This window comes from Bacillus cereus group sp. N8 (genome assembly GCF_016483685.1).
In the GTDB taxonomy this organism is placed as follows: Bacteria; Bacillota; Bacilli; order Bacillales; family Bacillaceae_G; genus Bacillus_A; species Bacillus_A proteolyticus.
Window position 1 is genome coordinate 250,020 of record NZ_JAEHBK010000002.1, and the last position, 12,674, is coordinate 262,693.

Below are 12,674 nucleotides of genomic sequence, written 5' to 3' on the forward strand. Positions count from 1 at the left end.
GTCAACACTTTGCATGGGAATTTTTCCTTATTACAACAACTACCTCTCATATACACACTATTTCTCTTTCGACTAATTAAATGAATCAAGCACACATTTCAAAATTAGCAAAAATAAAAACCTTACGTTTAAACGTAAAGTTTTTAATAAGTTATACAACCAGCAATTACAATCCCAATTGAAAGCGATAAAAACATAAGAAAAAGACCGACTGCTTGATTATCTTCTTCGAGACTTTTATTTATATTAAAGCGTGGTGTAAGCCACTCAGCTAAATAAAAGACGATAATTTGAGCCAAAATCCCAACTGCTCCCCACCAAACCATATCAAGAAGTGAAATGGAATTAGCGGCTGTCGAATATAAAACAATAGCTAACCCAAGTAGTCGTCCTCCAAGTACATAGCTTACCGCCTTATTTCCTTGGGCCATTAGCTTAAATTCTTTTACTTTCGTTGTTACTTCCATTAGGAAAAGACCAATGCATAAAAGGCCTAGTGTTACTGCTAAATATAATAAAAAATTAATCATATACTTTCCTCCTTTTTTATACCTACCGGTAAATAGTACGATTCATTCCCCGTAATTTTTTCCCCCGCACGAATACCGATACTACTCGCTTTTCCGGCAATTAAAAACGAACCAAACACATACGACAGTTTCTCCATCCCTTTTTCTGTTTCCAAGGATACGACTGGAAGTTCTGTATACTTTTGAAATATCGGCAGTGACGCTTTATATGTTTGGTGTGCATTTTGAAGCATAATATGTTCGTCCTTATCGCGAATGGTAATTGTGTCCCCTTCTCTACCAAATGAAGGTTTTTGAACGAAAGAACCTTTTCCTAAAAATAAATCTGGTTCTAAATATGTAGGTAACATATATTCTTTAATCCACTGTTGTTCCTCATTTGTATAAAAGGCCTCTTCTTCTGCTAATCCCCAAATAAGACACTGAACTGATTTGGGCTGAAGTAAAAATGCTGACAATGGATTTATTATAAAAAGCTTTCCGGCTTTTACAAGTTGCAACAGTTCCACACCTACCAAATCTCCTGTTTCAGGATCTTGATCCTCAATTAAATCTTCTATCGGATATGTTTGGCGATATAACACATCAATCTGTACTCCATCCCTATCCACTAAAGCATCTTTTGTAATTCTAAGTTCTGACATTGGCACTACTTTATTCTCAACATGGCATAACTGACTCAAATACACAGTCGTATTCCAATCCTCAATATGTTCATGATGTGCTGTAAAAACAACATTTGGGTTGTCTATTCCCTTTGTCGCTTCCATTACGGCTTTTGTAATACCAGAAGATAGTAATCGTTCTTGATCCGAGTTTGGATCATCATAGCCTAGTTTCTCGCAAACTTTTCCATTCATTTGAAAGCATTCCATAATAAAAGTTGGTGTATCACTATTAAACTCAAGCATTTTAATTTGGTTATCATCTGTTAAAACGAAATCAAATCGCGAAATAACAGATTCAGGATATAATCCTTTCATTCTAATGAATGATAAGCTCGCAGGAGGAAACCCAAGTTCAAGAAGCTGTTCGTCACTTAAATTACGCAAAAGTCTAGCAGTCTTAAAAAATATTTTCCCCATTCGTTCAGTTGCTAATTGCAATTGTTTCATAGTCTGATTTGTTATAGAGAAAACATGAAACAGACTATACTCACATTCATATAAATCCGACCAAAAATTCGGATATTTCAAATAAAACTCTTTTCTATCTCTTATGTATTGCGACATATTTTAGCCCCCAAATCCTCCCTTTGAACCGCTTCCAATTCCACCTTTAAATTCCGCAGACGATTGATAAGATTTAAACGCCGATGAATTTTTAAAAGTGGATTTATTTTGATAGTAACTCCCACCATAGAAGTAATGCCCACGATAACCTGAACTACTATCATCACACTGCCATACCCCAAGTTCATCATCCCAATCCCAATCTGAACAACTATTATCATTCGGTTTTGGGGGAAGATCTTGTGCGCAGCCAAATAAAGTGCCAGTCATTAAAGACGTTACGACACCGCCTACTAACCATTTCGTTTTTGTCACCTTCGCACTCCCCTTTTTAAATTCTATTCCTATTATATAAGATAGCATGATAAAGTAGAAGAAAAAGGAAGAAGAGGGATAAAATGCGCTTAGAATATCGAATTAACGATGAAACGAAAGGGTATCCTGCTTTATGGAACTACGCAAATATTTCTAATTCTGAAATCATCGCACGCATGACTTGTGAATATTTTATAAAAGATAAAAATACATATGTTGTTACTGCAACTTCAGTAGATTCAGACGGAACAGCAGTTATATATATTCAAAAAGAAGAGTTTGCAAATGACCCTTCAGACCCTATATACTCCCACATCGGTTTTGAAGTTAGAGAACTACGTGAAACGAGTTCATGCATAATAGATAGTAAAGATATATGGAACTATGAAGAAATTTTACCATCTCTTCATTCAGATATTATATATATTCAGCGCGACGGCATGCATATGGAGTTCACTTTAGATTCAAGAGAGATTGATGAAGACAGAAAGTGCTATATTTATTATGGAAACTTCACAGGTGAATCCAGATAAAGTAGATATATTTATACAACAAAAAAACCTTACGTATAAAACGTAAGGTTTTTATTTAGCCCCACATATGCCGTTCTCTCTAGATGTCCATAAACCTGCTCTCACAGGTGGATGCTCTCACAAATGTTTGTAACTTCCTTCTTAAAAAGACGGCATGTTAGCTACATTTAAATATTGAACTTCCATATTAAACTTATTGGTTTAAGACATGCATAAGCTACGTACACCGTAGGAATTTTATATAATGTTAGTTGAAATAAGACCCCCGCACGTGCCGCTCCTCGTAAATGTCCAAAAACCCGCTACTCGCAGGTGGATGCCCTCACAGTTACCGTACATCTTCCTCCACAAGGAAGGCTTGATGATGGTCGCTAAATATTGAGCTTCCGTATAACTAACATCGGTTTTAGACATAAATAAGTTACGTACACCGCAGGATGTATTATTTACTTGTCGTTATATTATCACATTGTTTCCAATGTGTAAAATACAAAGTTTTTCGAGCAATCTCTTGCTTGTGACCTTATTTTAATACAAATTATTTTTGCATGCAAGTGATTAATCTTCTTCTTTTGCAATTTGATTTTCTGAATAAGAAATCCAATCACTCCAGCTACCTGCATACAATTTAATATTTTGAAAACCAGCTAATTTTAATGCAACTATATTTGGGCACGCTGTAACACCAGAACCACAATATACGATTGTTTCCTTCTCTTTATCGAGATTTTGGAAACGTCCTTGCTGTTCCTCGTTGTTTTTAAAGCGTCCTGATTCTAAAATTCCATCTTTCCAAAAATAGTTTACTGCTGTTGGAATATGCCCTGCCTTCGAATCAACGAGTTCTTCAGCACCAGCATAACGTTTTGACTCTCTAGAATCAATTAACGTAATATCTGTACCTGCATGAATATTCTCTTTGACCGTGTCCATCGTTACAAGCATATGATCTTGTATATTTGCTTTGAATGCTTTTCGTTTAGCAACAGGAATTTCCGTTGTTATCGGTAGTCCATTCTCTTTCCAAGCTGGAAATCCGCCATCTAATATATATACTTTCTCATGTCCTACATAGTTTAATAACCACCAGAGACGAGAAGCATTTGCACCCGCTTCACTGTCATATGCAATTACTGTCGTATGTTCATCAATACCAGCTTGCGAAAGCTTGTCTGCAAACTCCTCAATATTTGGCAACGGATGGCGACCACCATGTTCTGTTACAGGACTTGATAGATCTAAATTTAAATCAAAATATAACGCATGAAGAATATGTTCTTCCTCATACTTTTCTCTACCCCAATTAGGATTCGCTAAATCAAAACGACAATCGATTATACGGACGTTCTCATCTTCTATATGCTCACGTAACCATTCGACTGTAACTATCATCTTTAACGACCTTCTTTCTCTTGCAAACGACTTACATACTCCATAACCATTTCTTCTGTAACATATTTACGCTGTAGTGTAACACCATTTTTTGCAAGATCATTAATTTGCTTTGTTACAACATTAATGACATCAACCGAAAATTCTTTCCCATTTGACGCAAGAGATACGGCTGCTTCAATAGCTGCTTCACGCTGCGCATCTAATTGTAAACATGCTTTTACACTTTCATTTTGTTTACGAGAATGTGCTGTAATTGCTTTATGTACTTCCATCTTCTCTTCCCCCTAAATAAGTTATACTTTCTTATTCAATTCCATTGCAAGCCGAATCATATCACGGCATACAATTCCATTTTCAATAATCTCTTCTTCATAATGCTTCGAAAAGTAATCAAAATCAATAGAAAAAATACGAAATCCACATTTTTGATATAACGCAAGTTGTGAAACGCTAGAATTACCTGTCCCAATTTCAATTTTGTGCATGTCATATCCTTTAGCTATTTCTATCGCATGCAGCAACATTTTCTTACCAATATCTTTCCCTTGCATATGTTCTACAACCGCAATATTCATAATTTCCATCGTCTTTGGTCTTGTTTCCAACAACACATATACACCAACCACTTTCCCCTCTACTTTAGCTACATATACCATTCCTCTCTGTATATATGTAGCAATTTGCCGCTCGCTTGGATCAGCAAGCAAGAGTAAAGACTTTGGCACATTATCTTTAGAAACACGCTCTAATACAACATCCATAAAAATCCCCCTTCTCCATTGTTCTAAACCCTCCTTGTCTACCATAAGTAATAGAAAGGAGGGATTCACCATGGACAACAATGAGAAAAAATGCAACGTCATCTCCATTGATGGAAAGAAAAAGAAAAGCGACACATATTCCTATCCAAAATTAGTAGTCGAAAACAAAACATATGAGTTTTCTTCATTCGTCTTATGCGGTGAAACACCAGACGGCAGACGCTTAGTTCTTACACATATGATTTCTACTGATGAATTCGCAGGGTTCGTAAAATCTTTAGATACTGTATTACAAAAGAAAATTGAACGAATCTTTTTTTCATAGCGACTATATAACATAAATTTCTTTTTCTATTTCTATTAACTGCTTTTGAAGCTCTTCTTTACTTTGCTCATATAGTGTTACATCAATTTTTTCAGCTAAAGCGAATAATATACTTTCATAATATTTCTCAACATCTTGCTGCATCACTTTTTGGAATAAATTCCATTTTGTATCCCACTCTTGCTTATAATGATGAACGAATAAATCTTCTTCATCAGCTACATAGTTTGATACGAAAGGTTCTAGCACTCCTTTAGCGTCTTCTTGCATAAAAGCTTTATCATTTTTTTCAAAAAAGCTTTTCTCGTTTTTAAAATGCGTTAGTGCCTTTTTGAAATCTTTTATTTCTATTGAAGGAAATGGCTCTTTATGTGTAATAACTTTATATTCATAATCTACTGTTCCGCCCAGAGAAATCGATTCATTTTCTCCTTTGCAGTTCACAACAATTTCATCCTTTGCACGCTTCATCGCTTCATCTATCCATCTTTCAAGACGTAATGATGTCGCACGCATTTCTTGTAATAAATCATGTTGAATAAATGAAACTAATTCCATTACACACTGTTGCAACTGCGTTTTTACATTCCCATCTGTTCGAAGTGATGCCGGGTTAATAAATTCAGTAAACACATCGTTATAGCGTAGGAATAAGCGTTGTTGTACGTAATAAAGCAATTCTTTCACTTCATTTTGCATTGCTTGTTCTTCAGCGAGCACACTATATGACGAAATAATATGAAGTAGCTGATCACGCTCTGCTTCATTTTTTTTTGTTTGCTTCACTTTCTCATCATTTCCCTGCTTTGCGCCATTTATCATATTTACAAGAAGTTGATTTGCTCCTTGCAATGCACCATATAAAGCATGCACAGATACAAGCATTAAATCCCTCATCATAAAGGACGTAAATGATTCTTCAAACTTAGCAATCCCAGAGTTTTGTAAAATGCCATACTTTTCTTTGTCAATACTTTCCCCTTGTTTTTCCTCAAGCGCACATAAACTTGAAATTGCAAATAAACGTGGATTTCTAATGCCATATTGCAAGAGCTGATCCGCAATATAACCTTTTACCATTTTAAGTTCTTCTTCAGACTCTGCTAAATCGGCCGCATTAATTAAGAAGAACATTTTATCAAGCGCAAACGTATCCTTTACACGACCGAGCTGAATTAAAAATTCACGATCTGCACGAGAGAAAACATGATTATAGTATGTTACGAATAAAATAGCATCCGCATTTTTAATATACTGGAATGCAACATCCGTATGGCGGGCGTTAATAGAATCAGCTCCTGGTGTATCTACAAGAGCTACTCCTTGCCTTGTTAAAGCACAATCATAATAAAGCTCCATATACTCAACAAAGCATGATTTTTCTTCATTAGCTACATAATCAGAGAACTCCTCTAACGTAACTTGTACTTGTTCCCCTAAATGCGCAGCAACTGCCTCATATCCTTTTTGTACCGCTCGTAAAAAGCTAAATGTTGTTTTTTGCTTCCCGCTCGGTGAAGGATATTTCATAATTTTATCAATTTGCGTTAATGCTTCATCTAACGTAGTAATCTCATAGTGAAACAGCTTATAAACAGCTTTCATATCTTCTAATAGTGCTTGCTTTGATTTAAACTGAACAATTACTGTTCCGTGTGGTTTTTCCTCTGTAACCGGCAAAATTTGATTAATCGTTGCTGTCGTTGGGTTTGGTGATACAGGAAGTACCTTTTCACCGAGCAATGCGTTAGCAAATGATGATTTCCCAGCACTAAAAGCTCCAAATAATGCTACTGTAAATTGCTTCGTTTCTACACGCTGTCTTTTTCCAACTACTTCTTGCTGTAAATGTTTCAGCGCTGGCAATGGATCTAATATTGTTTCAGCTTTCTTCACTTTTTCTAATATACGCTGAATATTTAAAGCTGCCGTCCCTTTCATTTCTTCTTCACTAGCCATTTCGTTATCATTTACGATTTCTTGCTCTTGTAGCGTAAACTTCTCACTAACAATTTGTTTTTCACTTTGTAATATTTCGTCTATTCGCAATCCATCTGGTATAGAAATATGTTCATTCCAAACATCTCCTAAATAGCTCTCATATTCCTCATACGCCTTAATATATTGTAATTTCGTTTCTTTTGCTGTTTGTAACATCGTGTATTTTTCAATCTCTTCTTCAATACGAGCAACTTCTATCTTCGCTTTTTTCTGCAATGTACCCGTACTTTTCCCAAAGATTTGCTGAGATTTCATAAAGTATCTTTTTTTCAACTCATTTGCAACATCAGCTGTATATAGAAGTAAGTAATCACCGGTAAAGCCAGCCCCTTGTTTAATTGTTTCAGCCAATAATTCTGGCCCGAAAGCAATCTCTAGAGCATATATGTCCTTCCCAATTTCCTCTGTAAATAATCCCTCTTCTTTTAAGAAGGTTACAATGAATTCTTTCACATGAAAATCAAGTTGCGTTTCAACAGTCTTTTGAAGGGCGGAATGAAAAGCATCTACACGTCTCTGTTTTTCTTGCTCCGTCTTTCCCTTCGCAAATAGCAAACCAACTTTAAATTTCGTTAATTTCGTTTCTAAATACTCATTTGCCAATTCTCTCATTTCAAATGGCATTAAATACGCGTTATCTAATATAGCTTGTAAACCTTTAATAAATTCATTTCTTACATCAGACTCTTTACTCGATGCTCGATTTTTATTTTCAATTAACTCTTCCTTCTTTTCAACAATCTCTGAAAGCGACAGCGGTGACACTAATTCTTCCTCATATTTTATAAGCTGCTTTTCATTTTCAGAAAGAATAAATGAGAAATGTTCTTGCAGTAAATATTCTGTTTCTCGCTCCATTCCCGCACTTACATACTGCTCTTTTTCTTTCATGATAGAAGAGATTAGTACTTCTAAACTTTGAATCTCATTGTATGGATGATTCATCATTCGCAGTGATGTATAAAAAATACCATCTACTTCAATATCCCAGTTAGCAAAAGATTGTTTTACACTTTCTCTATACTCTTCAAAAGATAGTTCATTTTCTTTATGTTTATCTATTTGGTTTACAACAAGATAAACCGTTTTATTACGTTGTTTCAATTCTTTAACAAATTGTAAGTTTACTTCTGATTGGACATGGTTATAATCCATCATGTAAAAAATAACATCTGCAAGATGCAGTGTTGATTCTGTTGCTAATTGGTGAGCATCATCTGTAGAATCAATTCCTGGCGTATCAACTAACATAACTTCGTCAGGAATTGGTGCATCATTTCGATAAATATGAACACCAATTACTTCATCACCGTCTTTACATATTTGTTTTAATTCTTCTGCTGAATATGCGCCGTCATATTCATACTGTTCTCCAGACTTAATCGTAACAACAACGCGATCAGAACCTTTTTCAATTTTAACGACATTAGCACTCGTTGGAATTGGACTTGTCGGTAGTAATTGCGCTTTATATAGATGATTCATCATTGTCGATTTCCCTGCCGAAAAATGACCACAAAAAGCTATCATAAGCTGTTCTTGTTTATATTTTTGAATCACTTCAAACAACTTCAAACTATTCTCTGCATCTCCATGTTTTTGCCACTCTTCATAAAAACAAACAAGTTTTTTCATACCGTTTGTCTGTACTATGTTTGTCATCCCCTTGTTCCCCTTTATCCAAGATGTATATACTGTATCCCGCTATTTGTGTGACAATAATCATTTAGGACTGAGCATCCCAATGATTACAGTTTCACTTTACTATCATACTAAATTTTCAGCATATTCTCATTAAAAATAAAAAAATCCCTTTCATTCTTTTTACAAATGAAAGGGATTTTATGTAATATTATTCATTTTGTTGTTCCTACTCCATTTAATACATACTTTGTAACACCAACATATATAGCAATCGTTCCTGCAACAAGTGCATACATCATATTAACACACCAACCTTTTTTGATAATGATTATCACTTTTGAATACATTTTATCATTAAAGAGAATCATTATCAACAAATTTCTAAAAAAGAAAGCTCCTTCGGGAAAAGGAGCTTTACTGCCTGTTTTAAAGAAGTTTAAAACTTGCTGTGCACTCTTATTATATCTCATAATTCACAACTTAACAGCTTTAAAAATTGGAAATCTCCCCTATCCCCTCCCTCTTACATTTTGTATAATAAAAGGGAATTACTTATCAAGGAGGAAAAAAATGACACAAAATCTCACACAAGGCGAGAGGATACACTCAATTGATATTATTAGAGGAATAGCTGTACTAGGTATTTTTCTTGTTAACTGGCCAGTTATCGCTGGTGTTGATTCTCGAGACATTTCAGGCGTTTATGAGGGGTTAGACAGCTATATTCGCTTGTTTTTTGACATGTTTATTCAAACGAAGTTTTATACTATTTTTTCATTTTTATTCGGATTAGGTTTTTACATCTTTATGAGTCGTGCTGAGGCGAAAACAGATCGTCCGAAAACTTTATTTGTGCGTCGTTTGCTCATTTTATTATTATTTGGTTTCTTGCATTACGTTCTTTTATGGGACGGAGACATTTTACATAGTTATGCAATCGCTGGATTTTTCTTATTCTTATTTTATAAGAGAGAACCTCGAACTACTTTAATATGGGCAATCGTTCTATTAAGTTTCATGCAATTGTTCACGTTATTAGGTTCCCTTCTTATGTTACGAGTTCCAGTAGATGAATTAGGTCTTTCCACAGCAATTATGCCGTTAGACAACTGGGGCTTACAAATTACAGTCAGATTCCATTCTTTCTATTCTGAAGCAATAAATAACAGTCTTATTATGCTTCCTGAAACACTTGGATTATTTTTACTCGGATTATATGCTGGTAAAAAAGATATTTTCCGCCGTGCAAAAGAATTAGATCCAAAGCTAAAGAAATGGCAAATCATTATGTTCATTCTAACATTGCCAATGTGGTTTATTATGGTGTACTTCTTTATGAATAATCAACCATACACACCATTATCACTTATGGGAATTACGATGATAAGCGGAAAAACGTTATTCATATTCTACATTTTCACGCTGATGCGTTTATTACAAAAAGATAAATGGCAAAAATTATTACGTCCATTCCAGTACGTTGGACGAATGGCGTTAACGAATTACATCTCACATACAATTGTTACATTACTTGTATTCGGGCTATTGTTCAAAAATGATTATCTTGCTCCATTATGGGTAGGACCACTATTCTGCGTCGGTTTCTACACGTTGCAAATCTTTATTAGCCGCTGGTGGCTGTCACGTTATCAATACGGGCCACTTGAGTACATTTGGCGTCTTGGTACGTACGGGAAAATGATGCCACTTAAAAAGAAAAGCAAGGTCTCATAATGAGACCTTGCTTTTTTACGCTTCTCTTACTGCACCTTGCATAGACACTGGCTCTTCTTTTACTTTCACTTTACGCTGCGGCACCATATTAAATACGATATTTAAAAGTACTGCTGACGCACTTCCTAGAACTATTCCGTTATCCGTTAAAATACGAATATTTTCAGGAAGCTGTGAGAATAACGTTGGAACAACTGTAACTCCAAGTCCGATTCCGACAGAACATGCGACAATTAATAAATTTTCTTGTTTTCCAAAATCAACACTGCTTAACATTTTAATACCATATGCCATAACCATACCGAACATTGCTAGCATTGCACCGCCAAGTACTGATTTCGGAATAATTGTTGTGATAGCTGCGATTTTTGGAATGAACCCAAGAACAATTAACATACCACCGCAAGTATAAATAATAACGCGATTTCTTACTCCGGTTAATTGAACAAGTCCTACGTTTTGAGAGTAAGTTGTATATGGAAATGCGTTAAAAATTCCACCTAAAACCATTGCTAATCCTTCTGCACGATAACCTTTTGTTAATTCTTTTTCACCGATCTTTTTATTACAAATATCAGATAATGCAAAATATACACCTGTTGCTTCTACAATCCCTACGCAAGCAACGAGAATCATTGTAATAATTGGTGTTAATTCAAATGTTGGTGTACCAAAGTAAAACGGCTGAATACCATGGAACCAATCTGCCTCTCCAACCGCTTGCAAACTTACTTTCCCCATGAAAGCTGCAACGATTGTACCGAACAACAGACCAAGTAATATAGAAATAGAACGTATAAAGCCATCAAAGAAACGATACATAATGATGATAAATAATAATACTCCAAATGCTAACGCTAAATTTTCAAGACTTCCGAAGTCTTTGCTCCCTACTCCTCCAGCCATATCATTAATAGCAGCTGGAACAAGTGTAACTCCAATTACGGTAACGACAGATCCTGTTACAACAGGAGGAAATAATTTTACGAGTTTCCCAAATAATTTCGCGAAAATAACAACAAATAATCCCGCAGCAATAATTGCCCCATATATGGAAGACACACCGTATTGTTTACCAATTGCAATCATCGGCCCAACAGCTGTAAATGTACAACCTAGTACAACTGGAAGTCCAATACCGAAAAAGCGATTTGATAATGCTTGTAAAATTGTTGCCACGCCGCACATTAATAAGTCAATCGATACTAAATACGTTAATTCTTGTTGATTTAAACCAAGTCCTCCGCCGACAATAAGAGGAACAATAATTGCGCCAGCATACATAGCCAGCATATGCTGCATACCAAGCGATGCGATTTTAAATGGATGTTGCTTCATCGTTTATTTCACCTCCGCAGTTTCATGCTGTACAAATGTAACTGTGCCGTTATCAAGTGATGCAATTTCTGCTAGTGATTCAACACGAACGCCTTGTTCACGAAGCTTCTTTCCTCCATCTTGAAATGCTTTTTCAATAACAATACCAATTCCTGCAATACTCGCTCCTGCTTGCTCTACTAAACTCATTAAACCTAGAGCAGCCTGACCATTTGCTAAAAAGTCATCGATAATTAAAACGCGATCATTTTCATCGATATGATTTCGAGATAATGAAATTTCATTCGTTTCTTGTTTCGTAAATGAATATACGTTTGCAACGTACATATTATCTTGTAACGTTAACGATTTACGTTTTCTTGCAAAGATTACTTTTACACCAAGCTCTAATGCAGCCATAACTGCCGGTGCAATGCCCGAAGATTCAATCGTTACGATTTTTGTAATGTTCTCTTCTTTGAAACGTTTAGCAAATTCTTTTCCGATCTCTTGCATAAGTACTGGGTCAATTTGATGATTTAAAAATGCATCTACCTTTAATACGTCACCAGATAAAACCTTTCCTTCGTTCAAAATCTTTTCTTGTAATACTTTCATGTTTGTTCCCCCTCTTATGCAATAAAAAAACTCCAAAAGCCGCCACCACTCGTTACAAGTGAGAGACGCGCTTTTGGAGTTTCGCAAAAAAAGAATGCTAAACAAGCAAATATATTCGTCCTCACTCATAGTCAAAGTATTTACGGTACTTCGGTAGAAACTTGCAGGCCATATCCCCGCGATTATATGAGTGTAGCTAACTATTTATTTTATAGAAGGATTATAACGCACTTTTTATACTTTGAAAAGCTTTTCTTAATAAAACACGT

The 12,674-nt window shown here is 35.3% G+C and carries 13 protein-coding genes, 2 other RNA genes and 1 riboswitch; of the genes, 3 read left to right on the top strand and 12 right to left on the bottom strand.

Annotated features, from left to right (window positions below):
• Positions 1-143: 143 nt before the first annotated feature.
• Genes JDS80_RS05330 through JDS80_RS05340 form a run of 3 tightly spaced genes read right to left on the bottom strand, consistent with a single transcriptional unit; the run spans position 144 to position 2,077 of the window.
• Entirely contained in the window at positions 144-530 is a 387-nt protein-coding gene (locus JDS80_RS05330; protein WP_199637384.1) for a DUF350 domain-containing protein, read from the bottom strand.
• Positions 527-1,762: a glutathionylspermidine synthase family protein gene (locus tag JDS80_RS05335; RefSeq protein ID WP_199637386.1), complete on the bottom strand. Its 1,236-nt coding sequence runs from the start codon at positions 1,760-1,762 to the stop codon at positions 527-529. The genes JDS80_RS05330 and JDS80_RS05335 overlap by 4 nt, the downstream gene beginning before the upstream one ends.
• 3 nt (positions 1,763-1,765) lie before the next feature.
• A complete protein-coding gene (locus JDS80_RS05340; RefSeq protein WP_000169032.1) occupies positions 1,766-2,077 on the bottom strand; it encodes a hypothetical protein in 312 nt (103 codons plus the stop codon).
• Between the two features lie 83 nt (positions 2,078-2,160).
• Here JDS80_RS05340 and JDS80_RS05345 point away from each other — a divergent pair, with 83 nt between their 5' ends.
• Positions 2,161-2,610 carry a hypothetical protein gene (locus JDS80_RS05345; RefSeq protein ID WP_199637388.1) on the top strand — a complete coding sequence of 150 codons (450 nt, stop codon included), beginning with the start codon at positions 2,161-2,163 and terminating at the stop codon, positions 2,608-2,610.
• A gap of 54 nt (positions 2,611-2,664) precedes the next feature.
• Here JDS80_RS05345 and ssrS (JDS80_RS05350) read toward each other — a convergent pair.
• The 5 genes from ssrS (JDS80_RS05350) to JDS80_RS05370 form a co-directional block, all read right to left on the bottom strand.
• Positions 2,665-2,848: non-coding RNA, 6S RNA (gene ssrS / locus JDS80_RS05350), on the bottom strand.
• Between the two features lie 21 nt (positions 2,849-2,869).
• Positions 2,870-3,052, bottom strand: a non-coding RNA gene (ssrS, locus tag JDS80_RS05355) — 6S RNA.
• 116 nt (positions 3,053-3,168) lie between these two features.
• Complete coding sequence (locus JDS80_RS05360) at positions 3,169-4,002, bottom strand: sulfurtransferase (protein WP_071744952.1); 834 nt, start codon at positions 4,000-4,002, stop codon at positions 3,169-3,171.
• A gap of 2 nt (positions 4,003-4,004) precedes the next feature.
• Positions 4,005-4,277, bottom strand: coding sequence for a YpbS family protein (locus tag JDS80_RS05365; RefSeq protein WP_000451820.1), 273 nt, complete (start codon positions 4,275-4,277; stop codon positions 4,005-4,007).
• 21 nt (positions 4,278-4,298) lie between these two features.
• On the bottom strand, positions 4,299-4,766 hold the full coding sequence (locus tag JDS80_RS05370; protein WP_071770122.1) for a GNAT family N-acetyltransferase: 468 nt from the start codon (positions 4,764-4,766) through the stop codon (positions 4,299-4,301).
• A 70-nt stretch (positions 4,767-4,836) separates the two neighbouring features.
• Here JDS80_RS05370 and JDS80_RS05375 point away from each other — a divergent pair, with 70 nt between their 5' ends.
• Positions 4,837-5,091, top strand: coding sequence for a DUF3931 domain-containing protein (locus tag JDS80_RS05375; RefSeq protein ID WP_000369740.1), 255 nt, complete (start codon positions 4,837-4,839; stop codon positions 5,089-5,091).
• A 3-nt stretch (positions 5,092-5,094) separates the two neighbouring features.
• On the opposite strand, the gene JDS80_RS05380 is transcribed toward JDS80_RS05375, so the two are convergent.
• The gene (locus JDS80_RS05380) at positions 5,095-8,754 is read right to left on the bottom strand and encodes a dynamin family protein (protein WP_199637390.1); all 3,660 of its coding nucleotides are present in this window, start codon (positions 8,752-8,754) and stop codon (positions 5,095-5,097) included.
• Positions 8,755-8,948: 194 nt separating this feature from the next.
• The gene (locus JDS80_RS05385) at positions 8,949-9,206 is read right to left on the bottom strand and encodes a hypothetical protein (protein WP_071744949.1); all 258 of its coding nucleotides are present in this window, start codon (positions 9,204-9,206) and stop codon (positions 8,949-8,951) included.
• Between the two features lie 100 nt (positions 9,207-9,306).
• Between JDS80_RS05385 and JDS80_RS05390 the strand changes: the two genes are divergently transcribed.
• Positions 9,307-10,470, top strand: a complete 1,164-nt coding sequence (locus JDS80_RS05390) for a DUF418 domain-containing protein (RefSeq protein WP_199637392.1) — start codon at positions 9,307-9,309, stop codon at positions 10,468-10,470.
• Positions 10,471-10,485: 15 nt separating this feature from the next.
• On the opposite strand, the gene pbuX is transcribed toward JDS80_RS05390, so the two are convergent.
• On the bottom strand, positions 10,486-11,808 hold the full coding sequence (gene pbuX, locus JDS80_RS05395) for a xanthine permease PbuX (RefSeq protein ID WP_199637394.1): 1,323 nt from the start codon (positions 11,806-11,808) through the stop codon (positions 10,486-10,488).
• 3 nt (positions 11,809-11,811) lie between these two features.
• Positions 11,812-12,405 (bottom strand): xanthine phosphoribosyltransferase, encoded by a 594-nt coding sequence (locus JDS80_RS05400; RefSeq protein ID WP_000866482.1) that lies wholly within the window; start codon positions 12,403-12,405, stop codon positions 11,812-11,814.
• Positions 12,406-12,513: 108 nt separating this feature from the next.
• Positions 12,514-12,615, bottom strand: a riboswitch (purine riboswitch).
• Positions 12,616-12,674 lie beyond the last annotated feature (59 nt).